Source organism: Dinoroseobacter sp. PD6 (assembly GCF_028807315.1).
GTDB lineage: Bacteria > Pseudomonadota > Alphaproteobacteria > Rhodobacterales > Rhodobacteraceae > Dinoroseobacter > Dinoroseobacter shibae.
In genome coordinates, this window is sequence record NZ_JARAMN010000002.1 from 215,964 (window position 1) to 241,207 (window position 25,244).

Sequence of the window (25,244 nt, forward strand, 5' to 3'; positions counted from 1 at the left end):
CATGGCATTCGGCAAAGATCACGAGTTGCACACCCGGCGCGCCGGGCGAAATTTCGGCGTCGCGGGCCTGCTGGTCGGCTTCGCCGCCATCGTCTTTGGCCTCACGGTGGCCAAAGTGTCCGAGGACGGCCCCATCGAGGGGTTCGACCATGTCGCAAGGCCCCAACTTGTGGAGCGTGGAGAATGAGCGAAACACAGACCCAACCGCCGAGCCATGGCAAGACCGCTTTGAAACTGGTCGGCGTGGTGGTGACCATGGGGGCGCTGGCCTGGGCCGCGGTGCCATTTTACGACTGGTTCTGCCGGGTCACGGGCTTCGGCGGGACAACCAATACTGCTGAAACCGGCTCCGACGTGATCCTCGACCGGACCATCAAGATCAAGTTCGACGCCTCGCTGGAACGTGACATGCCCTGGCAGTTCAAGCCCACGGTACACGAGGTCGAGATCCGCATCGGCGAGACCGGCCTCGCGTTCTACGAGGCGCACAACCCCACGGATGTGCCCGTCGCAGGCTCTGCCAGCTACAATGTTGCGCCGTTCAACGCGGGCGGCTATTTCACCAAGATCGACTGTTTCTGCTTCGAAGAGCAGGTGCTGATGCCCGGCGAGACCGTGCTGATGCCGGTCACCTTCTTTGTCGATCCCGAAATCGTCGACGATGCGGAGGCCGCGGCGAACTCGCATATCACCCTGTCCTACACCTTCTACGAGATCGACATGCCCGAGCCCGCAGAAACCGCGGCTTACCTTCCAGCCGTCGATCCGGCCCCGCAACCCCAAAGCTATAACTGACCTGCCTGAGGAGAGCCCCCAATGGCACAACAAAAAAATCACGACTATCACATCCTGCCGCCCTCGATCTGGCCCTTCGTCGGGTCGGTCAGCGGGTTCATCATGCTGTTCGGGGCGGTGCTCTGGATGACGGGGCAGGGCCCTTACATGTTCCTCGTCGGTCTGGCGGGCGTGATCACCACCATGGTGGGCTGGTGGACAGAGGTCGTGCGCGAGAGCCATGCAGGCGATCACACCCCGGTGGTGCGGATCGGCCTGCGCTACGGCTTCATCTTCTTCATCATGTCCGAAGTGATGTTCTTCGCGGCCTGGTTCTGGAGCTTCTTCAAGCACGCGCTCTATCCGATGGACCCCGGCGGCATGAGCCCCGCGGTGGACGGCATCTGGCCGCCCGCGGGGATCGAAACCTTCGACCCCTGGCACCTGCCGCTGATCAACACGCTTATCCTGCTGTGTTCCGGCGCGGCGGCGACCTGGGCGCATCACGCGCTGGTGCATGAGAACAACAAGAAGGACATGAAGACGGGGCTCTTGCTGGCGATCGTGCTCGGCGTGATCTTCACCGGCTTCCAGGCTTATGAATACACCCATGCGGCCTTCGGCTTCGCGGGTAACATCTACGGCGCCAACTTCTTCATGGCCACAGGCTTCCACGGGGCGCATGTGATCATCGGCACGGTGTTCCTCTTCGTGTGCTACCTGCGGGTGCGCCGCGACCACTTCACCGCCGAGAAGCATATCGGCTTCGAGGCCGCGGCCTGGTACTGGCACTTCGTCGATGTGGTCTGGCTGTTCCTGTTCGCGGCGATCTATGTCTGGGGCTCCTGACCCCACACTCTGAACGCGCCATGCGGCCGGGCCCTGTCCCGGCCGTTTGCACGTCTGCCGAGCCCTCCTCAATCCACCCCCGCCCCAAAGGAGCCCCATGCTGCGCCTCGGTATCCCCCTCGCATTCGGCCTGATCGGCACCGCGATCCTGCTCGCCCTTGGCAACTGGCAGGTCAACCGGCTGGGCGAGAAGGAAGCGTTTCTGGCCGCCATCGACGCGCGGATCACCCAGGCCCCCGTGGACCTGCCCGCAACCATCGACCCGGAGGCCGACCGCTTCCGCGCGGTCGAAGTCCGCGGCCGCTACACCGGCCAAGAGATCGACGTACTGGCCAGCGCCAAGGGGGTCGGCCCGGCCTACCGCGTGATCTCGGCATTCGAGACCGACGACGGGCGCCGCGTGCTCATCGACCGCGGTTTCCTGCCCGTGGCGCAGCGCGACGCCCCGCGGACATTCCCCGAGGCGCGGCTGCAAGGCAACCTGCACTGGCCGGACGAGGTCGACAGCTTCACGCCCGAGCCGGACACGGGCGACAACACCTGGTTTGCCCGTGACGTGCCCGCCCTGGCGGCAGCCCTCGACACCGAGCCGGTGCTCATCGTCCTGCGCGCCACGTCGGAGCCCGACCCCTTCGCGACACCCTATCCACTGGACACCAGCGGCATTCCGAACGATCACCTCGAATACGCGGTGACATGGTTTTCCCTCGCCGCCGTGTGGTTCGGGATGACACTCTATTTCCTGTGGCGTATGAGGCGTCCAGACCGGGGCGCGTCCCGGGCGACGGACGAGCAATAGTCAAGGCAAGCGTATGCGTTACATCTCTACCCGCGGGCAGGCCCCGGCCATGGCCTTCCACGAAGCGATGCTGGCGGGGCTGGCGAGCGATGGCGGGCTCTACGTCCCCGAAACCGTGCCCACCCTCACCGAGGCCGAGATCCGCGCCATGGCCGGTCTGCCCTACGAAGAGATCGCGTTCCGGGTGATGATGCCCTTCCTGGGCGACAGCTTCACCGAAGGAGAATTCCGCACCGACATCGCCACCGCCTATGGCGGGTTCGGCCATGACGCCCGCGCGCCCCTGAAACAGCTCGGGCCCAACCATTTCCTGCTGGAGCTCTTCCACGGCCCGACGCTTGCGTTCAAGGACTTCGCCATGCAGCTCATCGGGCAGCTCTTCCAGCGGGAGCTGACCCGGCGCGGCAGTCGCGTGACCATCGTGGGCGCCACCTCCGGCGATACCGGCTCCGCGGCGATCGAGGCGTTCCGCGGCATCGCGTCCGTGGATGTGTTCATCCTCTATCCACATGGCCGGGTCTCCGAGGTGCAGCGCCGCCAGATGACCACGCCCGTCGAAGACAACGTCCATGCCCTCGCCCTGCACGGCCATTTCGATGACTGCCAGGCGCGGCTGAAGGACATGTTCAACGACCACGGCTTCCGCGACGGCGTGCGGCTGGCGGGCGTGAATTCGATCAATTGGGCGCGGGTGCTGGCTCAGGTCGTCTACTACTTCTCGGCCGCGACCAGCCTCGGCGCCCCGGACCGCAAGATCAGCTTCACGGTCCCCACGGGCAATTTCGGCGACATCTTCGCAGGCTACATCGCGCGGCGCATGGGCCTGCCCATCGACACCCTGGTGATCGCCACCAACCAGAACGACATCCTGCACCGCTGCCTGACCACCGGCGCCTATGAGACCGACGCGGTCATCCCCTCGATCAGCCCGTCCATGGATATCCAGGTCAGCTCGAATTTCGAGCGGCTCCTGTTCGACATTTACGACCGGGACGGGGCGGCGGTGGCGCAGCTGATGGACGAGTTGAAGACAAAGGGCGGCTTTACGCTGTCGCAAGGCGCGCTGACCCGCCTGCGCGAAGGCTTCGCCTCGGGCCGCGCGTCCGAGGATGAGACCTCCGCCACCATCACCCGCGCACGCGACACCATGAACGAGCTTCTGTGCCCGCATTCGGCGGTGGGCGTCCACGTGGCCGAGCAGCATATCGAGCCCGGCGTGCCCATGGTCACGCTGGCCACCGCGCATCCGGCGAAGTTCCCCGCCGCGGTGGAGGCCGCGACCGGGGTGCATCCGCCCCTTCCGCCGCGGATGGAAACGCTCTATGAGCGGCCCGAACGCCTGACCGAAGTGCCCAACGACCTCGGCGCGCTGCAAACCCTTATCCGCGAACGGATCGACCCATGACCCAGACCCCCGACAGCCAGACCCAGTTGACCGAGCTGGCCAACGGGTTCCGGATCGTGACCGAACACATGCCGGGCCTGAAATCGGCGGCCGTGGGCATCTGGGTGCTGGCCGGCGGCCGTCACGAGCGGCTGGAACAGAACGGCATCGCCCATTTCCTCGAACACATGGCGTTCAAGGGGACCGAGAAACGCTCCACCCTCGGGATCGCCGAGGCGATCGAGGATGTGGGCGGCTATATCAACGCCTATACCTCGCGCGAAGTCACCGCCTATTACGCCCGCGTGCTGGAGGCCGATGTGGGTCTGGCGGTGGATGTGCTGGCCGATATCCTGCGCAACCCTGTCTTCGCCCCCGAAGAGATCGAGGTGGAGCGCGGCGTGATCCTGCAGGAGATCGGACAGGCGCTCGACACGCCCGACGACGTGGTCTTCGACTGGCTGCAGGAACGCGCCTTTGCCGACCAGCCCATGGGCCGCACGATCCTCGGACCCGCCGAGCGGGTGCGCGGCTTTGCCCGCAACGATTTCTTCGATTTCGTGGGCGAGCATTACACGCCCGAAACCATGATCCTGTCCGCGGCGGGGGCGGTCGATCACGACGTCCTCGTGGCCCTGGCCGAGAAGCTTTTTGGCGACATGGCCCGCCGTGACCGGGCCGACGCTGCCCAGGCGCGCTTCACCTGCGGCGAGGCGCGGGTGATCAAGCCGCTGGAGCAGGTCCATTTCGCCATGGCCCTGCCCGGGCCGGGCTACCGCGATCCGGCGGTCTATACCGCGCAGGTCTATGCCACGGCACTCGGGGGCGGGATGTCGTCGCGCCTGTTCCAGGAGGTGCGCGAGAAGCGCGGCCTGTGCTATTCGATCTTCGCTCAGTCCGGCGCCTATGCCGAGACCGGGATGATGACGATCTATGCGGGCACCTCCGGCGACCAGATCGCCGAGCTGTGCGAGATCACCCTGCGGGAGATGCAGCGCGCCGGCAATGACATGAGCACCCAGGAAGTCGCCCGCGCCCGGGCCCAGATGAAGGCAGGGCTGCTGATGGGGCTGGAAAGCCCGTCCTCGCGCGCCGAACGCCTTGCCCGGCTCGTGGGTGTGTGGAACCGGGTGCCGTCCCTGGACGAGACCATCGCCCGGATCGACGCGGTCACCACCGGCGACGTGAAGGTCTACGGCGCCGAGCTGTGCCAGAGCGGGGATGTGGCCACCGCGCTTTATGGCCCCGCCGACGCGGCGCCGGATCTGGCCGCGATCCGGGAGCGCCTGGCGGCCTGATGCTTCTACGCCGGCCCGCACTCCGGATCGAGACGGAGCGCATGACGCTGCGCCCGCCGTCCCACGCGGATTTCCGATCCTGGACCGCCCTGCGCGCGGCCAGCCGCGCATTCCTGACCCCGTGGGAGCCGACCTGGTCGCCCGATCACCTGAGCCGCAAGTCCTTCACCAACCGGGTCTACTGGGCCAACCGGTCGATCAAGGGCGAGACCGCCTATCCGCTCTTTTTGTTCGAACGCGGCAGCCAGGACCTGCTGGGGGCGATCACGCTCGACAATGTCAAGCGCGGCCCGGCCCAGTCGGCCACCCTGGGCTACTGGATCGGTGCGCCCTATGCCCGGCAGGGGTTCATGCGAGAGGCGATCACCGCGCTGACCCATTACGCCCATACGGAAATGGATCTCAGTCGCATCGAGGCGGCCTGCCTGCCGGAGAACACGGCCTCTCGCGGCGCGTTGGAGAAATGCGGGTTCAAGTACGAGGGCGTCGCGCAAAGCTACCTGCAGATCGCCGGGCGCTGGCGCAACCATGTGCTCTACGCCAATTTGCGCGGTGACCGCCGGGGCCGCACCGACGTGCGCTGAGCGCGGGCCGCTGGCCTGCGGTGGTGCGTATTTTCGGAACAGTGACAGGGACATGCGCGCCATCCGGCCTGCGGCGCGCGCCTTGCGGGCAACAAAAACGCCGCTTGATCCAAGCGGCGTCTTCGGTCGTGTCGGTGTTTTTCGGTTACTTCGCCAAGGGGCCGATCATCATCACCATCTGGCGGCCTTCCATCTTCGGCATGTTCTCGACCTTGCCGATTTCCTTGGTGTCCTCGGCGACCCGTTCCAGCAGTTCGCGGCCCAGGTTCTGATGCGCCATTTCCCGTCCGCGGAACCGCAAAGTCACCTTCACCTTGTCGCCGCCTTCAAGGAACTTGAACACGTTGCGCATCTTGACCTGGTAGTCATGGGTGTCGGTGTTCGGACGGAACTTGACCTCCTTGACGTCGATGGTCTTCTGCTTCTTGCGGGCCTCGCTCTCGCGTTTTTGCTGTTCGTATTTGAACTTGCCGAAATCCATGATCTTGCAGACCGGCGGATTGGCGTTTGGCGAAATCTCCACCAGATCGAGCCCGGCTTCCTCGGCCATGCGCATGGCTTCTCGGGGGGTGACGACCCCGGCGTTTTCGCCGTCGGCATCGATCAATCTAATCTCGGGGGCGCGGATGCGCCCGTTCACGCGCGGGCCGGTATCACGTTGCGGCGGGGCGTTATGGGGTCTGCGGGCTATGGGTTTGGTCCTTGTATCGTTTACCTTTTGAGATGCAGACGGTAAGCGCTCTGGCGGGTGCAATCAAGCTGGATATTGCAGCCTTGGGCCAGAATGCAGCCCCCTAAAGCGCCCTGATATCGGGCCAAAATGGCGGTCGGATACCTGTCGGGCAAGTGTCGGGCATATGTATGGCACCTGTCGGGCAAAAGGGCCGACAGGCGCGAAAGACAGGATCAATCCAGAAACGCTTTTTCCACCACGTAATGGGCGGGTTTGGAATTGGCGCCCTCTTCGAGCCCGTAGCTTTCCAGCATGTCCTTCAATTCGAGATTGAAGGCGAGGTTGCCGCAGATCATCGCCCGGTCGGTTTCGGGACGCAGCACCGGCACGTCGAGATCCGAAAAGCACTCCCCCGATTTCATCAGGTCCGTGATCCGGCCCATCTTGGGGCTCTGTTCGCGGGTGGTGGTGGGGTAGTACTTGATCTTCTTCCAGAAGCCGTCGCCGATCACCTCGTTGAGCAGCTCGTCGGTCTTGAGGCTCTCGATCACCTCGCGGCCATAGTCCAGCTCGCCCGCCTCGCGGCAGGTATGGGTGATGATGACCTCGTCGTAATCCTCGTAGGTCTGCGGCTCGCGCAGCAGGCTTGCGAAAGGGGCAAAGCCCGTGCCGGTGGCGAAGAACCAGATCCGCTTGCCCGGCAGCAGCGCGTCATGCACGAGCGTGCCCACGGGCTTGGGCCGCAGGATGATCTGCTCGCCCGGCTGGATGTGTTGCAGCCGCGAGGTCAGCGGGCCGTCAGGCACCTTGATCGAATAGAACTCCAGCTCCTCGTCCCAGGAGGGCGAGGCGATGGAATAGGCCCGCAGGAGCGGCTTCTGCTTGCCGGTCTTGGGGTCCGGGTCGCCCATCAGGCCGATCATCACGAACTCCCCCGAGCGGAAGCGCAGGGTCTGCGGACGCGTCACCCGGAAGGAAAAGAGGCGGTCTGTCCAGTGCTTGACCGACAGCACGGTCTGGGCATCCGGAAGGGTGGGGACTTTGATCGGTGTTGCGTCTGTCACGGTGCTCATCACGTCGGTCGGTTTGTTCATCTGTCAAGCGAGGTTGACACCTCGCCTCCCCTGTTAAACGGTCTTTGGCAGTCTGGAAAGAGGACAATCAGGCGCGCAGGGCAGCCCGGTAGTCATGGTCGCGCCAGTTCGCGCGGGCGAGCCATTGATCTTCGGGCTGACGGGCGGCGAGGGCGGCGTCGATTTCGACCTCGTCAAAGCCCGACCGCCGGGCCATGGCGTATTGATCCGCGAGCACATGGCCGCGCGCCCGCAGCCGACCGCCATAGCCCATGTCGCGCAGGCGCCGCGCAATGGTGAAGCCGCGCCCATCGGCGAAACTCGGGAAATCCACGCGGATCATCTCGATCCCCTCCAGCCGGAGCAGGAGACGGTCCACATCGGCGTCGCTGGGCAGATCGAGGCTGCGCACGTCATTTGCGGGGGCTTCGGCCAGCGGGGTGAAACCGCCGGTCCAGTCGTCGGCGGCGAACCCGGTGTCGGTGACGATGGTGGTCGCATTCATGCTGCGTCTCCTGTGGGCAGGGGGCCGCGCACGGCCTTTCCGTTGATGAAATGGATGCCGCATTCCTCCTTTGCGGCATCGCGCCAGCGGCCCGCGCGGGGGTCTTCGCCCGGGGCGACGGGCGAGGTGCAGGGCGCGCAACCGATGGAGGGGTAGCCGCGCGCCACCAGCGGGTGGCGGGGCAGGCGGTTGTTGATCATGTAGTCCTGCACGTCCTCGGGGGTCCAATGGGCGAGCGGGTTGACCTTGATCCGGCTCGGACCGTCCGCCTCGAAGAACTCCAACGCCGCACGGCTGCCCGCCTGGAACCGCTTGCGCCCGGTGATCCAGGCGTCAAAGCGCGACAGCGCCGCGTCCAGAGGCGCGGTCTTGCGCAGGGCGCAGCAGGCATCCGGGTCGCGCTGGTGCAGGGTGCCCTCGGGATCCGTCGCGCGCACTGCCTCCGCACCCGCGCGGATCACCCGCAGGTTGCGCAGACCGAGCCGCTCCGACACGTCCCGCTGATAGGCGAGGGTTTCGGGAAACAGCATCTCGGTGTCGATGAACAGCACCGGAGTATCCGGATCGCGCCGCGCGATCATGTGCAGCAGCACCACCGACTCGGCCCCGAAGGAGCTGACAAGCGCCGTGTGCCCGACCGTCGGGTCGTTCAGCGCGCGCTCCACCACCGCCGTCGCCGAGTGGTGGCGATAGCGATGGTTGAGATGCGCGACCCGCTCCGCGACCGGCGGCAGGGGGGCTTCAAGCGGCATCTTTCTGCGCGGCCTCCGGGTAGAGGGCGGCCTTGAAGGGCGCAGCACCGAGGCGGCGATAGGCGTCGAGGAAGGTCTCGTCGCGGCTCTCGCGGTGGTCGAGATAGGCGTAGATCAGCCGCTCGATGGCCGGCACGATCTCGTCATAGGCAAAGCCCGGGCCCGCGCGCTCGCCGATGGCGGCCGTCTCGGTGCCGTCGCCACCCAGGGTGATCTGGTAGTTCTCGACGCCGGCGCGGTCCAGCCCGAGGATGCCGATATGGCCCACATGGTGATGGCCGCAGGCGTTGATGCAGCCGGAGATCTTGATCTTCAGCGCGCCGATCTCGTGTTCGAGTTTCAGCGCGTCGAACCGGGTCGCGATCTTTTGCGCGACGGGGATCGAGCGGGCGGTGGCCAGCGCGCAGTAATCCATGCCCGGGCAGGCGATGATGTCCGAGATCAGGCCGAGATTGGCCGTGGCCAGGCCCGCGCCTTTCAGCCGGGCATGGATCGCGGGCAGGTCGCCGCGATGGACATGGGGCAGGATCACGTTCTGCTCGTGGCTGATGCGCAGCTCGTCATGGCCGTAGGTCTCGGCCATGTCCGCCATGACCCGCATCTGCTCGGCGGTCGCATCGCCGGGGGTGGCGCCATGGGCCTTGAGCGAGATCGTCACGATGCCGTAGCCCTCGGCCCGGTGGGCGGCCACGTTGGTGTCCACCCAGGCGCGGAACACCGGGTCGGTGCCATAGGCGGCCTCATAGGCCTCGGTCGACCGGGTGGCGAAGCGGGGCGGGGCGAACTGCGCCTCGATCCCGCGCAGGAGCGCCTGGTCCGCGCCGCCGAAATTGGCCCGGGTGACGGCGAACTCGGCCTCCACCATGTCGCGGATCGTCTCGATCCCGTTCTCGTGGACGGTGATCTTGATGCGCGCCTTGTACTTGTTGTCCCGGCGGCCGAGCTGGTTGTAGACCCGCACGATGGCCTCGGCATAGGGCAGCAGGTCCGCCTTGGGCAGGAAGTCCCGTACCACCTTGCCGATCATCGGGGTGCGGCCGAGGCCCCCGCCGATGATGACCCTGTAGCCGATCTGCCCGTCCTTGCGGACGATCTGCAGGCCGATGTCATGGGCCTTGATCACGGCGCGGTCGGCCTCGGCCCCGGTCACGGCGATCTTGAACTTGCGCGGCAGGAACTGGAATTCCGGGTGGTCGGTGGACCATTGGCGCAGCAATTCCGCCACCGGGCGGGGATCGGCGATCTCGTCGGCGGCGGCCCCGGCGAAATGGTCGGCGGTGACGTTGCGGATGGTGTTGCCGGAGGTCTGGATGGCGTGCATGCCCACATCGGCCAGCGCGTCGATCATGTCGGGCACGTCGCGCAAGCGGGGCCAGTTGAACTGGATGTTCTGGCGCGTGGTGAAATGGCCATAGCCGCGGTCCCAGCGCTCGGCGATCATGGCAAGCTGGCGCATCTGGCGGCTGTTCAGCGTGCCGTAGGGGATGGCGACGCGCAGCATGTAGGCGTGCAGTTGCAGGTAGAGCCCGTTCATCAGGCGCAGGGGCTTGAACTCGTCCTCGGTGAGCGAGCCGTCGATGCGGCGGTCCACCTGGGCGCGGAACTGGGCGGCGCGTTCGCGCACGAACGCTTCGTCGAAGTCGGTGTAGCTGTACATGGGTCTCTCCGGTGGCGCGGGGGATCAGCGGGCGCGCAGTTCCTGCTTGCCGTGGTTGTAGTTGGAGGGGCCGGTGGCCCGGAATGCCTCGCGGAAATGGGTCGGGGCGGGGCCCGCGGGGCCCGGGGCGACATCGGCGAGATAGGCGCCGACGACCCGGTCGGGCTGCTGCTGGGCGTCGATCAGGCGGATCTGGGCATGGGCCTCGTCCTCCAGCACCTCGGCCTCGGCCAGGTGCCGGGTCCAGGTGTCATCGGCGGCAAGGTAGATCACGTCGCCGTCGAGCAGGTCGTTCGCGGTCACGATCTTGGGGGTAAAGGGGCGGGACATCAGGCAAATTCCTTCAGGTCGGTCAGGGCGGAGCGGGCGTCGCGGGGGGCGAGGCCGTACATCAGGATGGCGGGGCCGGTGAGGGTCCGGGCGGCGTCGGCGAGGCCTGCCAGATCGGTGGCGACGACGCGCTGGTCGGGGCGGCTGACATTCTCGATCAGGGTTACGGGGGTGGCGGGCGCGGCCCCGTGCATCAGCAGACGCCCCTGCAGGAACCGGGCCGCGCGCTTGCCCATGTAGATCGCGGCAACCTGGCCCGGCCGGGCGAGCCCGCGCCAGTCATGGTCGGCGAACCCCTTGGTGTCGTGACCGGTCAGGAAGCGCAGGGCGGCGTTGCGGCCGCGCCGGGTCAGGCTCTGGCCGAGGGTCGCGGCGGCGACGGAGGCGGTGGTCAACCCCGGCACGATCCGCCAGGGGATGCCCGCGTCCTCCAGCGCGTCGATCTCTTCGTCGAGCCGCCCGTAGACCGCGGGATCGCCGGATTTCAGGCGCACCACCTGCGCGCCCGCGCGGGCATGGGTGACGATCAGATCGTTGATGGCCCCCTGCGAGGTGGAGGTGCCGAAGCCCTCCTTGCCCGCGTAGATCAGCGTGGCCTCGCGGCGCGCAAGCTCGAGGATCGCGGGGGGGACCAGCCGGTCGTGGATCACCACGTCGGCCTCGTCGAGCGCCTTGCGCGCCTTGAGGGTCAGAAGCTCCGGGTCGCCAGGGCCGGCCCCCACCAGCGCCACGGACCCGGTCCGGGCCTTGCGGGCAAGATGGCTGGCGAGCAGGGTGTCGAGGGCGGCCTCGGCCCCCTCCTGCCCGCCCTGGTCGGCGGCGGACGGGCCGGTGCGGAAATAGTAGTCGCGCCAGAAATCCCGGCGCGCGCGGCCCATGGGCAGGGCCTCGGCACGGGCGCGGAAGCCCTTGCCGACCCTGGCAAGAAGGCCCAGAAGCGGCGAGAGCTTCGCCTCCAGATCGGCCTTGATCGCGCGGGCCAGCACCGGGGCGGCGCCCTCGGTGCCGATGGCGATGGTTACCGGGTCGCGGTCGACGATGGCGGGGGTGATGAACTGGCTGTCGGCGAGGTTGTCGACGATGTTCACCAGCGCGCCGTCGGCCTGGGCGAGGCGGCGGATGCGCGCATCCTCGGCCGCGCCCTCGGTCGCGGCATAGACCAGGCTGGCGCACATCCCGTCGCCGGGCTCGAAGGCGCGGGGGATCAGGCGCAGGCGCCCCTCGGCGGCCCAATCGCGGATTTCCGGGGCCGGGTCGGGTGCGATCACCGTCAGCCGCGCCTCGGTCTTCAGCAAAAGCCGCAGCTTGGCCAGCGCGGCGTCGCCGCCGCCGCCCAGGACGATGCGTCGGCCCGAGACCGCGAGGAAGATGGGAAAATGCTGCATGGGGTCGTCCCTGTGATGTCACGGCTCAACATAGGATAATTTCCCATTGAAACGCCATATGCCCCGAAATATAAGGAAATATGTCCTGCATCCGAGGCCATGGGATCGGGGCGTTCCAAAATGCACGGAGGTTTGGAATGGCGGTTTCGCTCGACGCGACGGATCGGAAAATTCTCAGGGCGCTGCAGGCGGATGCCAGCCAGTCGCTGGAGGAAATCGCGCGACAGGTGGGGGCGTCGAAGACCCCGGTCTGGAATCGCATTCGCAAGCTGCGCGAGGCCGGGGTGATCCGGCGGCAGACGGCGGTGCTGGACCCCGAGGCGCTGGGCCTGGAGGCGTGTTTCTTCGTGCTGATCCGCACGTCCGAGCACGAGGCGGAGTGGCAAAAGGCCTTCCTCAAGGCGCTGCTGGACCGGGACGAGGTGCTGGAGGCGCACCGGCTGGCGGGCGATATCGACTACATCCTCAAGGTGCGGGTGGAGAATGCCCGCGCCTATGACGTGTTCTACCAGGCGCTGATCAGCGAGGTCCGCATCTACAACGTGACCGCGCTGCTTTCGATGGAAGAGATCAAGTCGACCTTCGCCCTGCCGATTCCCGACTGAGCGCGCCGGGCCGCCGGGGCCAAGGGTTTTACGTAAAACCCTTGGCAAAATCCTTGCTCAAGGATTTTGCGTCGCGCGGGCCGTTCAGGTGCCGCAGAAGGTTTCGCGGACCGCTTCTTCGGGCCGGGCCGGGGCCATGTAGGCCGCATGCTCCGGCTGGTCGTCGAAGGGACGCTCCAGCACGGCGACCAGGGTGTGGAACGGTGCGAAGTCACCCGCCATGCCGGCCTGGATCGCCTGTTCGACCCGGTGGTTGCGGGGGATGAAGGCCGGGTTGGCGGATGTGAGCCGGGCGGTCAGCGTCTCCGCATCGACCCCTTCCTCGGCCAGACGCGCGCGCCAGTCCCGCGCCCAGGCATCGAAGATCTCGGGCTGGGCATAGAGCTTGCGCGCGACCTCTTGCCCCTCGGCCAGGCCGCGGAAGGCGAGGGTGAAATCGACCCCTGCCTCGGCCATCAGGCGCAGCAGGCCGTGGGCCAGTTTCGCATCCTCCTCCCGCGCGGTGGCGAGGCCCAGCTTGGCCCGGAACACGTCGAGCCAGGCCGACTGGTAAAGATCGGCAAACCCGTGCACCGCCTCGGTCGCCACCTCGATCGCGCGGTCCTGGTCCGCGTCGATCAGCGGCAGCAGGGCGGTGGCGAGTTGCGCCAGGTTCCAGACCGCGATCTCCGGCTGGTTTCGGTAGGCATAGCGCCCGTGCCGGTCGATGGAGGAATAGACCGTGTCGGGATGGTAGGCTTCCATGAAGGCGCAGGGGCCGTAATCGATGGTCTCGCCCGAGATCGTCATGTTGTCGGTGTTCATCACCCCGTGGATGAAGCCCAGGCCCATCCAGCGCGCGATCAGATCGGCTTGCCGCGCGATGACGCCGCGCAGCAGGTCGAGGGCGGTGTCCGCCTCCGGGTCATGTCGCGTGCGGGCGAAATCGCACAGGGTTTCGAGCGCGTCCAGGTCGTCGCGGGCGGCGAAGAACTGGAAGGTGCCGACCCGCAGGTGGCTGGACGCCACGCGCGTGAAGACCGCACCGGGCAGCACTTGTTCGCGCAGCACCCGCTCGCCCGTGGTCACGGCGGCCAGGGCGCGGGTGGTGGGCACCCCCAGCGCATGCATGGCCTCCGACAGGATGTATTCGCGCAGCACCGGGCCGAGCCCCGCGCGCCCGTCGCCCATGCGCGAGAACGGCGTCGGGCCGGAGCCTTTGAGTTGCACGTCGCGCAAGGCCCCGTCCGCATGGCGCAACTCGCCCAGCAGGATCGCGCGCCCGTCGCCCAGCTGCGGGTTCCAGCCGCCGAACTGGTGCCCGGCATAGGCCTGGGCAATGGGCACGGCGCCCTCGGGCACGGCGTTGCCCGCCAGCATCGCGACCCCTTCGGGGCTTTCGAGGGCCGCGGGGTCGAGCCCCAGCTCGCGCGCGAGGCGGTGATTGACCTTGATCAGGCCGGGCGCGGAGACCGGCGTGGGGGCGAGTTGCGCGTGGAACCGGTCGGGAAGGGCGGCATAGCGCGCCTCGAAGGGGATGTGCAGGCTCATCCTTGGCACCTAGGCGTCCGCGGCGCGAAATGCCAGACCCCGGCCCCCGTCACAGCCGCGCGATCCGGTCGGTGAGCAGGGCGAAGAACCCCTCGGCGTCCACGTCGCCGATGAAGAGCGCGTTGGCCGCGCGCTCGGTCACGCCCCACCAGTCGGCCACGGTCATGCCGCGGGTCAGGGGGCTGTCTACCTCGATCTCGACGTTGATGTGGCGGCCTGTGAAGAGCTCGGGCGCCAGCAGCCAAGCGATCACGCAGGGGTCGTGCAGGGGCGCGCCTTCGGAGCCGTATTTTTCCTTGTCGAAGCGTTCGAAGAAGTCGGTCCAGGCCGCGACCATCTCGCCCACGCGGGTGCCCATGGCCCGGAAGCCCGCGATATGGGGCGCGGTGGTCAGCGCCTTGTGGGTCACGTCGAGGGGCATCACCACCAGGGGTGCGCCCGCGCCGAACACCGCCTTGGCGGCCTCGGGGTCGACATAGATGTTGAACTCGGCGGCGGGGGTGATGTTGCCCACCTCGAAATAGGCGCCGCCCATCAGGACGATCTCGGCCACCCGCGGGATGATGTCGGGGGCCTTGGCGAAGGCGGTGGCGATGTTGGTGAGCGGGCCGAGGGGGCACAGGGTCACGGTGCCCGTCGGCTCCCGGCGCAGGGTCTCGATCAGGAAATCCACCGCGTGCTGGTCCTGCAGGGGCATGGTCGGCTCGGGCAGGACGGGGCCGTCGAGCCCGGTCTTGCCGTGCACATGCTCGGCGGTGACCAGGGCGCGCGCCAGGGGGCGGTCGCAGCCGGCGAACACCGGCACCTCCGGTTTGCCTGCAAGCTCGCATACGATCCTTGCGTTGCGCGCGGTCAGCGCCAGCGGAACGTTGCCCGCCACGGCGGTGATGCCGAGCACCTCCAGCGCCTCGGGGCAGGCCAGCGCCAGCAGGATCGCCACCGCGTCATCCTGGCCGGGATCGGTGTCGATGATGATCTTGCGGGGCGGTGTGGGGGTGGCTGTCATGGGGGTCTCCTGCGAACGGGTGCAGCGTTGCAAGAGGCGTGCCGGGTTGTCCAGCCGCATTCGGGGACCGGGCGCGGTGTGCGGCCTGTCCTGCGGTCGGAGCAGGCCGAGGGAGCCGGCGGCTTGGGCCTGCGGGGCACCTGGATTGTGAGGCTGCGCGCGACAAAGGCGGGTTTGCGCAGCTTTCGTCGCCCTTGTGCATAAAATACATCGGGATCATCTTGTAACACGCTATAAAAGAACGAAAATTCCGTAGTCTGTCATGGCGCGTTGCGCCGCGAAAACGTCATAGTCTGATGCCGCTGCGCCCGCCTGATGCCTTAGTTTCCCTGTCTAATGATCGGGTACTGTCGGGGTCATGGCCCCGGCATTCGTAACGAGTGAGAGCGTAATGGGGTGATGCCTCGCACCGGGGCATCACCCGCATGATCGGAAGGGCGCGCGATGCGTAGTCACACGGACATTATCGATTTCAGGTATCATGCGGCGCGCAGAGCGGCGCCGAGATTGGCGGGTTCCATGGAATGGCAAGTACCGGGCTTCGGACCGGAGACGCGGATCATGACAACGCTGGGCGCGATCCCCGCCGGTCTGCTGCGGCGCGGGGACGAGGTGATCACGCCCTCGGGGCTGTCATGTGGGATCGAGTGGCTCGACCGGGTCGGGCTGGATGCGGATTTCCTGGCCAGTAACCCGAACGCCCATCCGCGCGTGATCCCGGCCGGGAGCCTGGGGGCCGGGTTGCCCGAGCGGGACCTGGTTGTCTCGGCCGGTCAGCAGATGATGCCCGGCAAGACCACGCGCGCGACCCCGGGGCTGCCCCTGCCGCCGGAGGCGGTATGCAAGGTGCACGGGTTTCAATATACCCTGTTCCATTGCGGCCGCCCGGTGCAGGTGCTGGCCGAAGGGGTCTGGTGCCCGGTGGACGAGCTGTCGAGCTTGCGCGGACGCCGCAGCGCCTGACCGCTCAGAGGCCTTTGGCCTTGGCGGCCTGCCAGAGCGCCTCCATCTCGTCGAGGCTCGCGGCCTCCGGATTGCGCCCCGCGCGGGCGAGCTCGGCCTCGATATGGGCGAAGCGGCGGGTGAACTTGGCATTGGCATCCCGGAGCGCGTGTTCGGGATCGAGCCCCAGGTGGCGGCCGAGGTTCACTACCACGAAGAGCAGATCGCCGAACTCCTCGTGCAGCTTGGCGGCGTCGCCCGCATCGCGTGCGTCGGCCAACTCGGCGCTTTCCTCGGCGAGCTTGGCGAGCACCTGGTCCGCGTCGTCCCAGTCGAACCCGACCCGAGCCGCGCGTTTCTGCAGCTTCAGCGCGCGCATCAGCGCCGGCAGGCCGAGCGCCACACCGTCGAGCACGCCTTTTTCCGCCCTGGCCGCGCGCTCGCGGGCTTTCTGCGCCTCCCAGTCGCGGGTCTGCTGTTCGGCGGATTTGGCGTTGCTCTCGTCACCGAACACGTGGGGGTGGCGGTCGAGCATCTTCTGGGCGATGCCGTTGGCGACGTCGTGGAAGTCGAACAGCCCGCGCTCCGCCCCGATCTGGGTCTGGTAAACGGTCTGGAGCAGCAGATCGCCCAATTCGGATTTCAGGTCCGCCCAGTCGCCGCGGTCGATGGCGTCGGACACCTCGTAGGCCTCTTCGATGGTATAGGGCGCGATGGTCTCGAAGGTCTGCTCCACATCCCAGGGGCATCCGGTCTCGGGATCGCGCAGGCGGCGCATGATCTCCAGCAGCCGCGGCAGCCCGCCCTCGGGGTCGTGGCACAGCGTGTCGCTGGCGGCGCGGTCGCGGGTTTTCGCCCTCGTCATGGCAGAACACCTTTTACTGGGATGGGGATGGGTTACATAAGCGGGACACACAGGAGAGCAGGCCATGGCGGTTGTCAATCGCATCGCGGAATACGGAGCCGACATGACCGCCTGGCGGCAGGCGCTGCATCGCGCGCCGGAGTTGGGTTTCGAGTGCCACAAGACCGCGCGCTACCTGATCGCGCGGCTGCGGGCCTTCGGGGTGGACGAGGTGCATGACCGGATCGCGACCAGCGGGGTCGTGGCCCTGATCCGGGGTGGCGGACCGGGGCCGGTGATCGGGCTGCGCGCGGATATGGATGCGCTGCCGATCGTCGAGGAAACCGGGGTCGCCTATGCCTCGGAAACCGAGGGGGTGATGCATGCCTGCGGCCATGACGGGCATATGGTCATGCTGCTTGGCGCCGCGCGCTACCTGGCCGAGACGCGGAATTTCGCGGGCACGGTGGCGATCATCTTCCAGCCCGCCGAAGAACATGGCGGTGGCGCGCAGGTGATGTGCGACGAGGGGCTGATGGAGCGGTTCGGGATCGAGCATGTCTATGCCCTGCACAACGCGCCGGGGATCGCCGAGGGGCATTTCCTGACCACGCGCGGGCCGATCATGGCAGCGGTGGACACGTTTCACATCCATATCAAGGGGCGGGGCGGGCACGCGGCCATGCCGCACGAGACCGCCGATCCGATCATGGCGGCGGTGGGCATCGCCCAGGCGCTGCAGACCATCGTCAGCCGCAACCATATCGCCACGGACGAGCTGGTGCTGTCGGTCACCCAGATCCACACCGGCACCGCCGATAACGTGGTGCCCGACACCGCCTATATCTGCGGCACGGTGCGCAGTTTCGACCCCGCCGTGCAGGCCATGGTCATGCGCCGGATGGAGCAGATCGTGGCCGGGCAGGCCGCCAGTTTCGACGTCATGGCCGAGCTGGATTACGAGAAGGGCTATCCGCCCACGGTCAACACCGCCGACGAGGTCGCGCTGGCTGCCCGCGCGGCCAGCGACGTGGTGGGGGACCGGGCGGTGGATACCGCCTCGGGGCGGCAGATGGGGGCGGAGGATTTCGCCTACATGCTCCAGGCGCGGCCGGGGGCCTACCTGTTTCTGGGGCAGGGGGAGGGGGCCGGGCTGCACCATCCGGCCTATGATTTCAACGACCGGATCGCGCCGATCGGCGCCAGTTTCTTCGCCCGCCTGGTGGAGCAGGCCCAGCCGCTCTGAACGCGCCTATTCCGCGGCGCGCAGGGGGGGCATGTCGCCTTCGGTCGGTTTCTTGTCGTCGCTCTCGGCGGGCTTGTCGTCCTCGATCCAGATCAATTCCGGCGCACTCAGCTTGCGCGCGGCGCGCTTGAGCGCGAGGTCGCGGGCCGCGCGGCTGGATTTGCCCAGCGACAGCGCCCGCAACTGGCGGACCGAGGAATAGGCTCCGACCCCGAGCCAGACCCGGAGCGCCAGCATCGAGGGCGTGAAGATCAGGGTCAGCACCGTGGCCACGCCCAGACCGAACACCACCGCCGTGGCAAGTTGTTTCCACCACAGGGCGGTGGGGCTGTCGATGGTGTAGCCGCCGCCGAAGAAATCGAGGCTGAGCCCGAACATCATCGGTGTCAGCCCGGCCATGGTGGTGATCGTGGTCAGCAGCACGGGGCGGATACGGACTTGCGCGGTGCGGGCGATCGCCTCCAGCCGGGGCATGTATTTCGAGTATTCCTGGTAGGTGTCGATCAGCACGATGTTGTTGTTCACCACGATGCCCGCGAGCGCCACGATGCCCGTGCCGGTCATGATGACCGAGAAGGGTTGTTGCATGACCATCATCCCGATCAGCACCCCGGTCGTGGACAGAACCACCGCCAGCAGCACCAGCGTGGCGTTGTAGAAGCTGTTGAATTGCGCCAGCAGGATGATGAACATCAGCGCCAGCGCGCCGATGAAGGCCTGGCTGAGGAAGGCCTGGCTCTCGGCCTCGTCCTCCTGCTCGCCTGTCCATTCCCAGGTGACGCCCGAGGGCAGGTCGGCCTCGGTCTCCAGCCATGTGGTGAGCTGCGCGATGCGTTCGGCGGGGTTGATGACGCTGCCATCGGCTTTGGTCAGACCGTCCCGGACCCCGGCCTTCACGTCGTAATAGCGCGTGCCGTCGACCCGGTCGATCTGGCCGAGTTTCGGCACCGGCTGGCGGGTGATGAAGTTCGACAGGGGCACGAGCCCCTGGGCGGTGCGGACCCGCAGCGAATCGAGCGTGGAGAGCACCCGGTCCCCCTCGGGCAGGCGGACGCGGATCTCGATCTCCTCGTCGGAGCTGTCCACGCGCATGGTGTCGAGCAGGATGCCGCGGGTCACCAGTTGCACCATGGCGCCCACGGTGGCCACATCGGCGCCGTAGCGTCCAGCGGCGGCCACATCCACGTCGATCTGCCAGTCGATGCCGGGCAGGGGGCGGGTGTCTTCGATGTCGCGCAGCCCCTCGGTCGTCTCGAACCGGTCGCGGACGATCTGGGCGGCCTGCGCCAGCTGGCTGAAATCATCCCCCGTCAGGCGCAAATGCACGGGCTTGGCGCCCGCGGGGCCCTGGTTCATCTCCAGGATCTCGGTCTGCACGCCGGGGATGGTGCGCAGCTCGGCTTCCAGCCGGTCGAGGATGGCGTGGCCCTGGGCCAGGTCACCGCCCTGCCGGTCCTCCCACGGTACAAGCTCCAGCTGGATCGTGCCCACAGTGTCGAGTGGGGCCGAGGCGCCGCCGGTATTCTGGTTCAGCCCGCCTTCGCCGGCAAAGGCGAAGACCGACTCGATCCCGCCGGTATTGCGCGCGATCTCTTCGGCCTGGCGCAGCAGCGCGTCCTTTTCCATCAGCGAATGGTTGCCGCGGGCGCGCACGTAGACGATGGCCTGCTCGGGCTCGGAGGCGACGAAGAACTCCACACCGCGGTTGTTTTCCTGGAAGAGCGCGAAGGTCGTGGCGACCACGAAGCCCACGACGCCGATCGCCACCAGGGGCATGATCGGGTTACCGGTCAGGAACCGGATGAACCAGCCGAAGGGCGACCGGCGGTAGCCTGCGCGCACTTGCCGCTTGCGGCGTCCGAGCTTGGCCGAGGTCAGCGTCACCGACAGCGCCATGGCCGCAAGCAGCACCATGACCGCCCCGGGCAGGTAGGCCGCGATCCCGCCGCCCCGGGCGGGCAGATCGAGCAGGTAGGACGGGTTCAGCAGTTGCAGCACCGCCGTATACATTGCCACGCCGGAGAGCACCGTCAGACCCACCCGCGATATCCACGGCAGCGGCATCAGCCCCGCGGCCAACCGCTCCAGCACCCGGCTCAAGCGACCCGCCACCCCGCCGACCACCGGCAGGTAGATCAGCGCGACCACCAGGCTCGCGGTCAGCACGAAGATCAGCGTGACCGGCAGCATCCCCATGAACTGCCCCGCCACGCCCGGCCAGAACAGCATCGGCAGGAAGGCACAGAGCGTTGTCGCGGTGGAGCTGACGATGGGCCAGAACATCCGCTTGGCGGCCTCCGTATAGGCGGCCATCGGCCCTGAGCCTTCGGAGATCCGCCGGTCGGCGTATTCCACCACCACGATGGCCCCGTCCACCAGCATCCCCACCGCCAGGATCAGCCCGAACATCACGATGTTCGACACGGTGATGTCCATCACGGCCAGCAACGCAAAGCACAGAAGGAACGAGGTCGGGATCGCGAAGCCCACCAGAAGCGCAGAGCGTGTGCCGAGGGCGGCCAGCACCACGATCATCACCAGCGCGATCGCCGTCAGAACCGAGCCTTCGAGCTGCCGCACCATCGAAGCGACGATGCGCGACTGATCCATGGAAATGTTGATCTCCACCGCGTCGCGCAACTCCGGCGGCCAGCTGGCCTGGGCGTCGGCCACGGTCTCCCGTACCAGGGTCGCGGTGTCGATCAGGTTGAAGCCCTTGCGCTTGACCACCTGCAACGCGACCGTGTCGTCGCCATTGTAGCGCGCGGTCCCGGTCCGGTCCTCGAAGGTCAGCCGGATATCGGCCAGGTCGCCCAGGGTTACCACCCGGTCGCCATTTACCTTCACCGGCAGGTTGAGGACGTCCGTCTGTTCGTCGAAGGCCGACGGGATCTTGACCGCGAAGGCGCCCTGGTCGGTTTCCACCTCGCCCGCGGCGATCAACTGGTTGTTGTTCTGCACCACCGAGAGCAATTCACCGGCGGTGACATTATAGCTTTCCAGTCGCAGGGGGTCGATCACGACCTCCAGCATCTCTTCGCGGTGCCCGGCCAGCCCGGCTTCCAGCACCGGCTCCAACCCCTCCAGCGTGTCCTGCAAATCCTTCGCCACCCGCAGCAGGGTGCGTTCGGGCAGCGATCCGGACAGGTTCACCACGATGATCGGGAACTGGCTGAAATTGATCTCGTTGATAGAGTATTTCTCGTATCCGGACGGGAACTTTGCCTCGGCCGTGTTCATCCGGTCGCGCACATCGGCAATGATCTTGGTCTTGTCCCAGCCGAACTCGAACTCCAGCACCACACCGGCATAATTGTCCGCCGCGGTGGAGGTCATGCGATCCAGACCGTCCAGGTCGCTGAGCTCGGTCTCCATCACCTGGATGACGAGTTTTTCGGAATCCTCCGCCGAGATGCCGGGGAAGGGGACCGACACGAAGAGCGCCGGGATCTCGATGTCCGGCTCGCCCTCCTTGGGCAGGCTGATATAGGCGAAGGTCCCCGCGAGCAGGGAGAGCATCACGAAGGCAATGACCATCCGCGCCCGGGACGCGGCCCAATCGACCAGTCCCGTCAAACGTCAGGCTCCCGCATGGTGACGGTCAGGGGCGTGCCCGCCGTCACGAAATCCTGGCCGACGACGATGACGCGCACGGTCTGGGGCAGGCCGCTGAGCCAGACGCCGTCGATGGTGTCGCGCACGATCTCCACCTCGGCGAAGGCTGCTTCGGGTCCGGCATCGGTCTCGACCACATGCCGCACGCCGAGCCGTCCGGCATCGTCCAGGGTCAGTGCCGAGGCCGGCAGCAGATGCGCGACCGCCCCGTCCGATGTCACGCCGACCTGCGCGGTCTGGCCCGCGCGGATATTCAGATCGGGATTGGGCACCTGCACCTCGACCCGGAAGGTGCGCGTGGTCTCGTCCGCCGAGCGTGACAGGAACGTCACCTGGCCCGACACGTCGCGCCCATCGGCCAGCCGCGCGCCCGCCATGGCACCCACGGCGATACGGTCGACCAGCATTTCGGGGGCGAAGCCCACGATCTTGATCGGGTCGAGCTGCAGGATCGTGGCGCAATGGGCCCCCGACGGGCTGCCCGGCGAGAGATAGGCGCCCAGCTCCGCCGTGTCCTGTTCCAGCACCCCGTCGAACGGGGCGGTGATTACCAGGTTGGCGATCGCATCCTCGGCACGCTCCACGCTGGCGCGCGCGGCTTCGAGGGCCGCCTCGGCGGACACCCGGCGCGTGACCGAGCCGAATCCGCCATCGGCCAGTTCCGAGGCCGCGGTCGCCAGCACCTCGGCCTCCAGGAGCCGGGCCTGCGCCTCGGCCAGGGAAACTTTCATGGTGCCCGGGTCCAGCTCGCACAGGGTCTGGCCCGCGACCACCCGCGCGCCGCGACGCAGGGGCGGGGAGATCACCTTGCCCGACACCTCGGCGCTCACATCGACCTGCCGCAGGGGTTCGGTCCGGCCGCGCAGGATCACCGCACTGTCGATGGTCTGGGCTTCGGAGGCCATTGCAACGACGGACACCCGCCGGATCTCGGGCTCGGTCTCCGCGACGGCCTGGGTCACTTCGGGCGACTCCGCCACGGCGACGGGGGTATCGGTGGGGGTCGATGTCACCCCGGCAAACTCCAGAAGGCGCTCGCGCTCGAAGACCAGCCCGTAAAGCGCCGCAACAACCACCAGCGCGGTGACGAGAGAGGTGAGTAATCGCATCTTCTTCTCCGGATGGTTCGCACAATTGCTCTTGCCTGATCCGCGAATGCTGCGCTGGGTGCCGGGGTCAACTGTTCGAACTAAACCAATGAGTTCAGATGTAGTGCGTTGCGCGTTTCCGCTCAAGGGCGAAACCGCCGCATTTTGCGCACCGGCGAAAGCCCGCGGGGCTTGGCTTTCGCCCTGCGCACGGTGTATGAGGGCGCGACCTGGGGCAAAGGGGCGGACGCGTGAGCAATCCCGACAGTTTTATCGAAGAAGTCGCCGAAGAGGTCCGTCGCGACCGGATGAGCCGGCTGATGCGCAAGTATGGCTGGATCGGCGTGCTGGCTGTCGTGCTGATCGTCGGCGGGGCCGCGTTCAACGAGTACCGCAAGGCGCAGGAGATCGCCGCGGCGCAGGCCTTCGGGGACGCGGTCTATGACGCGCTCGAAGGCAGCAGCGAACAAACCCGGCTACTTGCCCTGCAGGAGGTCAACGCGCCCGAAGTGGGTGCGCCCCTGCTGGGTCTGATCACCGCCGCCGAGAGTACCGGCGATCCGGCGGAGGCCGCCGAAATCCTGCAATCGGTGATCACCGATCCCGAAACGCCGCCGATATACCAGGATCTTGCGCGCCTGCGTCTGGTGCTGCTGGGGGATGCGGCGCTGCCCGCGACGGAGCGGCGCGCGCTATTGGATATGCTGATCCTCGGCTCCGGGCCTTTCCGGCTTCTGGCGCTGGAACAGCGCGCCCTGCTGGAGGTCGAGGCGGGGGAGACCGAGGCCGCCATCGCAACCCTGCAAGAGGTGATCCGGGCCGCAGGCGCAAGCCTCGCGCAGCAACAGCGCGCCGCCCAGTTGGTCGTCGCCTTGGGCGGAGACGTGGCCCTTGACGCAAGCTGAGTTGCCCCGAATGCGCCCGGCGCTGGCCGGTCTGGCCCTGTTGGGTCTGGCCGCCTGCGCGCCCGAGGAAGTGATCCTGCCGGGTGAGCGGCTGGACATCCGCACCCCGACCCTGGTCGCAGAGGGCGAGACCGCCGAGCCGGTCGCCCTTGTCGAGACCACGCCGCGCACGGTGCCCCTGTCCTTGCCCGCCGCCGTGGCCAATGCCGACTGGACCCATCGCAACGGGTCCGTGCGGCACACGATCCCGCATCCGGCCCTCGGCACCCAGCTGCAACTGGCCTGGCGCGCGGAGATCGGCGTAGGCAGCACCCGCCGCAACCGGATCACCGCCGCGCCGGTCGTGTCCGATGGGCGCGTCTTCACCCTCGACAGCCTGGCGACCGTGTCGGCCTTCGGCACCAACGGCGCGCTCTTGTGGCAGCAGGACCTGACACCGCCCACGGACGCGCCCGACGAGGGCACCGGCGGCGGGCTCGCCGTTTCGGGCGACACGCTCTATGTCTCGTCGGGTTTCGGGTCTCTGACCGCGTTGAACGTGGCGGACGGGACCGAGCGGTGGACCCAGCGCATGGACGCCCCGATCAGTGGCAGCGCCACGGTGGAGGGCAACGTGGCCTACGCCGTGAGCCGCGACAGCGTCGCCTGGGCGCTCGACACCCGCAATGGCCGTGTGCTCTGGACCCTGCCGGGGGTGCCATCGACCACCGGCATTCTCGGCGGTGGCGCGCCCGCGCTGACCGACCGGCTGGTGATCCTGCCATTCCCGTCCTCGGAGATCAGCGGCGCGTTGCGCCAGTCCGGGGTGCGGATCTGGGGCAGCGCGGTCTCGGGCGCGCGTCTGGGCCGCGGCTACACCGCGTTTTCCGACATCAACAGCGACCCGGTCGTGGTCGGCCGCCGCATCTTCGCGGGCAACGCCGCCGGACGGGTCGCGGCCCTCGACGCGGTGTCCGGCGAGCGGCTCTGGACCGCCCGCGAAGGCGCGTTCGGCCCGGTCTGGCCCGCGGGGGGGGAGCTGTTCTTCGTCTCCGACCAGAACGGGCTCGTGCGGATGGACGCCGATACCGGCGCGGTCACCTGGATCGTGCAATTGCCCTATTACACCGACGACCGGGAACGCCGGCGCAAGGCGATCTTTGCCCATTACGGGCCGGTGCTGGCGGGCGGGCGCTTGATCATCGCCTCCGGCGACGGGCGCTTGCGCCTGTTCGATCCGGTCAGCGGCCTGCCGCAAGGCGAGATCGCGCTGCCCGATGGCGCGGCAGCGCCCCCGGTGGTGGCGAACCGCACGCTCTATGTGGTCACAACCGGTGGGGAACTTCTCGCCTTTCGCTGAGCGCCCGGCAGGGTTGCGCGCGAATTCCGTTGCCGAGACGCGGATTGCGGGCTAAACGCCG

24 protein-coding genes are annotated in these 25,244 nt (G+C 67.5%); 12 read left to right on the top strand and 12 right to left on the bottom strand.

All coding sequences use genetic code 11. The annotated features are described in order from the left end of the window. Position 1 precedes the first annotated feature (1 nt). The 7 genes from PVW48_RS04470 to PVW48_RS04500 all read left to right on the top strand — a co-directional run bounded on the left by PVW48_RS04470 (position 2) and on the right by PVW48_RS04500 (position 5,688). Positions 2-187, top strand: a complete 186-nt coding sequence (locus PVW48_RS04470; protein WP_012177814.1) for a hypothetical protein — start codon at positions 2-4, stop codon at positions 185-187. Further along, positions 184-795: a cytochrome c oxidase assembly protein gene (locus PVW48_RS04475; RefSeq protein ID WP_274580457.1), complete on the top strand. Its 612-nt coding sequence runs from the start codon at positions 184-186 to the stop codon at positions 793-795. Before PVW48_RS04470 ends, PVW48_RS04475 begins: the two co-directional genes overlap by 4 nt. Before the next feature lie 21 nt (positions 796-816). After that, positions 817-1,623 (top strand): cytochrome c oxidase subunit 3, encoded by an 807-nt coding sequence (locus PVW48_RS04480; RefSeq protein WP_012177816.1) that lies wholly within the window; start codon positions 817-819, stop codon positions 1,621-1,623. Between the two features lie 97 nt (positions 1,624-1,720). After that, positions 1,721-2,422 (top strand): SURF1 family protein, encoded by a 702-nt coding sequence (locus PVW48_RS04485; RefSeq protein ID WP_274580458.1) that lies wholly within the window; start codon positions 1,721-1,723, stop codon positions 2,420-2,422. Positions 2,423-2,435: 13 nt separating this feature from the next. Next, positions 2,436-3,827, top strand: a complete 1,392-nt coding sequence (thrC, locus tag PVW48_RS04490; RefSeq protein WP_274580459.1) for a threonine synthase — start codon at positions 2,436-2,438, stop codon at positions 3,825-3,827. Next, positions 3,824-5,104: a M16 family metallopeptidase gene (locus PVW48_RS04495; RefSeq protein WP_274580460.1), complete on the top strand. Its 1,281-nt coding sequence runs from the start codon at positions 3,824-3,826 to the stop codon at positions 5,102-5,104. The genes thrC and PVW48_RS04495 overlap by 4 nt, the downstream gene beginning before the upstream one ends. Beyond that, complete coding sequence (locus PVW48_RS04500) at positions 5,104-5,688, top strand: GNAT family N-acetyltransferase (RefSeq protein ID WP_274580461.1); 585 nt, start codon at positions 5,104-5,106, stop codon at positions 5,686-5,688. Before PVW48_RS04495 ends, PVW48_RS04500 begins: the two co-directional genes overlap by 1 nt. A 145-nt stretch (positions 5,689-5,833) precedes the next feature. On the opposite strand, the gene infC is transcribed toward PVW48_RS04500, so the two are convergent. The 7 genes from infC to cysG all read right to left on the bottom strand — a co-directional run bounded on the left by infC (position 5,834) and on the right by cysG (position 12,063). Then, the gene (gene infC / locus PVW48_RS04505; protein WP_274580462.1) at positions 5,834-6,328 is read right to left on the bottom strand and encodes a translation initiation factor IF-3; all 495 of its coding nucleotides are present in this window, start codon (positions 6,326-6,328) and stop codon (positions 5,834-5,836) included. A 266-nt stretch (positions 6,329-6,594) separates the two neighbouring features. Beyond that, positions 6,595-7,455, bottom strand: a complete 861-nt coding sequence (locus PVW48_RS04510; RefSeq protein WP_274580463.1) for a ferredoxin--NADP reductase — start codon at positions 7,453-7,455, stop codon at positions 6,595-6,597. 67 nt (positions 7,456-7,522) lie between these two features. Beyond that, entirely contained in the window at positions 7,523-7,939 is a 417-nt protein-coding gene (locus PVW48_RS04515; protein ID WP_274580464.1) for a DUF934 domain-containing protein, read from the bottom strand. Beyond that, a complete protein-coding gene (locus PVW48_RS04520; RefSeq protein WP_274580465.1) occupies positions 7,936-8,691 on the bottom strand; it encodes a phosphoadenylyl-sulfate reductase in 756 nt (251 codons plus the stop codon). The genes PVW48_RS04515 and PVW48_RS04520 overlap by 4 nt, the downstream gene beginning before the upstream one ends. Further along, positions 8,681-10,348 carry a nitrite/sulfite reductase gene (locus PVW48_RS04525; RefSeq protein ID WP_274580466.1) on the bottom strand — a complete coding sequence of 556 codons (1,668 nt, stop codon included), beginning with the start codon at positions 10,346-10,348 and terminating at the stop codon, positions 8,681-8,683. Before PVW48_RS04525 ends, PVW48_RS04520 begins: the two co-directional genes overlap by 11 nt. A 24-nt stretch (positions 10,349-10,372) precedes the next feature. Continuing rightward, positions 10,373-10,678 carry a DUF2849 domain-containing protein gene (locus tag PVW48_RS04530; RefSeq protein ID WP_012177826.1) on the bottom strand — a complete coding sequence of 102 codons (306 nt, stop codon included), beginning with the start codon at positions 10,676-10,678 and terminating at the stop codon, positions 10,373-10,375. Further along, positions 10,678-12,063, bottom strand: a complete 1,386-nt coding sequence (gene cysG, locus PVW48_RS04535; RefSeq protein WP_274580467.1) for a siroheme synthase CysG — start codon at positions 12,061-12,063, stop codon at positions 10,678-10,680. Before cysG ends, PVW48_RS04530 begins: the two co-directional genes overlap by 1 nt. Positions 12,064-12,200: 137 nt before the next feature. On the opposite strand from cysG, the gene PVW48_RS04540 reads away from it, so the two are divergent. After that, positions 12,201-12,668: an Lrp/AsnC family transcriptional regulator gene (locus PVW48_RS04540; protein ID WP_012177828.1), complete on the top strand. Its 468-nt coding sequence runs from the start codon at positions 12,201-12,203 to the stop codon at positions 12,666-12,668. Positions 12,669-12,752: 84 nt separating this feature from the next. Here PVW48_RS04540 and PVW48_RS04545 read toward each other — a convergent pair whose 3' ends face one another. After that, positions 12,753-14,198, bottom strand: coding sequence for a protein adenylyltransferase SelO (locus PVW48_RS04545; protein ID WP_274580468.1), 1,446 nt, complete (start codon positions 14,196-14,198; stop codon positions 12,753-12,755). A 49-nt stretch (positions 14,199-14,247) separates the two neighbouring features. Then, positions 14,248-15,204, bottom strand: coding sequence for a nucleoside hydrolase (locus PVW48_RS04550; RefSeq protein WP_274580469.1), 957 nt, complete (start codon positions 15,202-15,204; stop codon positions 14,248-14,250). A gap of 519 nt (positions 15,205-15,723) precedes the next feature. Between PVW48_RS04550 and PVW48_RS04555 the strand changes: the two genes are divergently transcribed. After that, entirely contained in the window at positions 15,724-16,167 is a 444-nt protein-coding gene (locus PVW48_RS04555; protein WP_274580470.1) for a Hint domain-containing protein, read from the top strand. A 4-nt stretch (positions 16,168-16,171) separates the two neighbouring features. Here the strand turns inward: PVW48_RS04555 and mazG are convergent, their stop codons facing one another. Beyond that, complete coding sequence (gene mazG, locus PVW48_RS04560; RefSeq protein ID WP_274580471.1) at positions 16,172-17,011, bottom strand: nucleoside triphosphate pyrophosphohydrolase; 840 nt, start codon at positions 17,009-17,011, stop codon at positions 16,172-16,174. Between the two features lie 64 nt (positions 17,012-17,075). Between mazG and PVW48_RS04565 the strand changes: the two genes are divergently transcribed. Beyond that, complete coding sequence (locus PVW48_RS04565; protein ID WP_274580472.1) at positions 17,076-18,236, top strand: M20 aminoacylase family protein; 1,161 nt, start codon at positions 17,076-17,078, stop codon at positions 18,234-18,236. A 6-nt stretch (positions 18,237-18,242) separates the two neighbouring features. Here the strand turns inward: PVW48_RS04565 and PVW48_RS04570 are convergent, their stop codons facing one another. Together PVW48_RS04570 and PVW48_RS04575 are read right to left on the bottom strand one after the other, a co-directional pair. Continuing rightward, entirely contained in the window at positions 18,243-21,812 is a 3,570-nt protein-coding gene (locus PVW48_RS04570; RefSeq protein WP_274580473.1) for an efflux RND transporter permease subunit, read from the bottom strand. Then, entirely contained in the window at positions 21,809-22,960 is a 1,152-nt protein-coding gene (locus PVW48_RS04575) for an efflux RND transporter periplasmic adaptor subunit (RefSeq protein ID WP_274580474.1), read from the bottom strand. The genes PVW48_RS04570 and PVW48_RS04575 overlap by 4 nt, the downstream gene beginning before the upstream one ends. A gap of 230 nt (positions 22,961-23,190) precedes the next feature. On the opposite strand from PVW48_RS04575, the gene PVW48_RS04580 reads away from it, so the two are divergent. Next, complete coding sequence (locus PVW48_RS04580; protein ID WP_012177836.1) at positions 23,191-23,844, top strand: tetratricopeptide repeat protein; 654 nt, start codon at positions 23,191-23,193, stop codon at positions 23,842-23,844. After that, complete coding sequence (locus PVW48_RS04585) at positions 23,831-25,183, top strand: PQQ-binding-like beta-propeller repeat protein (protein ID WP_274580475.1); 1,353 nt, start codon at positions 23,831-23,833, stop codon at positions 25,181-25,183. Before PVW48_RS04580 ends, PVW48_RS04585 begins: the two co-directional genes overlap by 14 nt. The last annotated feature ends 61 nt before the right edge of the window (positions 25,184-25,244 follow it).

Coding starts and splice junctions, on each gene's coding strand:
- PVW48_RS04530 (WP_012177826.1), bottom strand. CDS start 10,678: ATGTCCCGCCCCTTTACCCCCAAGATCGTGACCGCGAACGACCTGCTC.
- PVW48_RS04565 (WP_274580472.1), top strand. CDS start 17,076: ATGGCGGTTGTCAATCGCATCGCGGAATACGGAGCCGACATGACCGCC.
- PVW48_RS04485 (WP_274580458.1), top strand. CDS start 1,721: ATGCTGCGCCTCGGTATCCCCCTCGCATTCGGCCTGATCGGCACCGCG.
- PVW48_RS04515 (WP_274580464.1), bottom strand. CDS start 7,939: ATGAATGCGACCACCATCGTCACCGACACCGGGTTCGCCGCCGACGAC.
- PVW48_RS04495 (WP_274580460.1), top strand. CDS start 3,824: ATGACCCAGACCCCCGACAGCCAGACCCAGTTGACCGAGCTGGCCAAC.
- PVW48_RS04525 (WP_274580466.1), bottom strand. CDS start 10,348: ATGTACAGCTACACCGACTTCGACGAAGCGTTCGTGCGCGAACGCGCC.
- PVW48_RS04575 (WP_274580474.1), bottom strand. CDS start 22,960: ATGCGATTACTCACCTCTCTCGTCACCGCGCTGGTGGTTGTTGCGGCG.
- thrC (WP_274580459.1), top strand. CDS start 2,436: ATGCGTTACATCTCTACCCGCGGGCAGGCCCCGGCCATGGCCTTCCAC.
- PVW48_RS04520 (WP_274580465.1), bottom strand. CDS start 8,691: ATGCCGCTTGAAGCCCCCCTGCCGCCGGTCGCGGAGCGGGTCGCGCAT.
- PVW48_RS04555 (WP_274580470.1), top strand. CDS start 15,724: ATGGAATGGCAAGTACCGGGCTTCGGACCGGAGACGCGGATCATGACA.
- PVW48_RS04550 (WP_274580469.1), bottom strand. CDS start 15,204: ATGACAGCCACCCCCACACCGCCCCGCAAGATCATCATCGACACCGAT.
- PVW48_RS04540 (WP_012177828.1), top strand. CDS start 12,201: ATGGCGGTTTCGCTCGACGCGACGGATCGGAAAATTCTCAGGGCGCTG.
- PVW48_RS04480 (WP_012177816.1), top strand. CDS start 817: ATGGCACAACAAAAAAATCACGACTATCACATCCTGCCGCCCTCGATC.
- cysG (WP_274580467.1), bottom strand. CDS start 12,063: ATGCAGCATTTTCCCATCTTCCTCGCGGTCTCGGGCCGACGCATCGTC.
- mazG (WP_274580471.1), bottom strand. CDS start 17,011: ATGACGAGGGCGAAAACCCGCGACCGCGCCGCCAGCGACACGCTGTGC.
- PVW48_RS04475 (WP_274580457.1), top strand. CDS start 184: ATGAGCGAAACACAGACCCAACCGCCGAGCCATGGCAAGACCGCTTTG.
- PVW48_RS04470 (WP_012177814.1), top strand. CDS start 2: ATGGCATTCGGCAAAGATCACGAGTTGCACACCCGGCGCGCCGGGCGA.
- PVW48_RS04545 (WP_274580468.1), bottom strand. CDS start 14,198: ATGAGCCTGCACATCCCCTTCGAGGCGCGCTATGCCGCCCTTCCCGAC.
- PVW48_RS04500 (WP_274580461.1), top strand. CDS start 5,104: ATGCTTCTACGCCGGCCCGCACTCCGGATCGAGACGGAGCGCATGACG.
- PVW48_RS04510 (WP_274580463.1), bottom strand. CDS start 7,455: ATGAACAAACCGACCGACGTGATGAGCACCGTGACAGACGCAACACCG.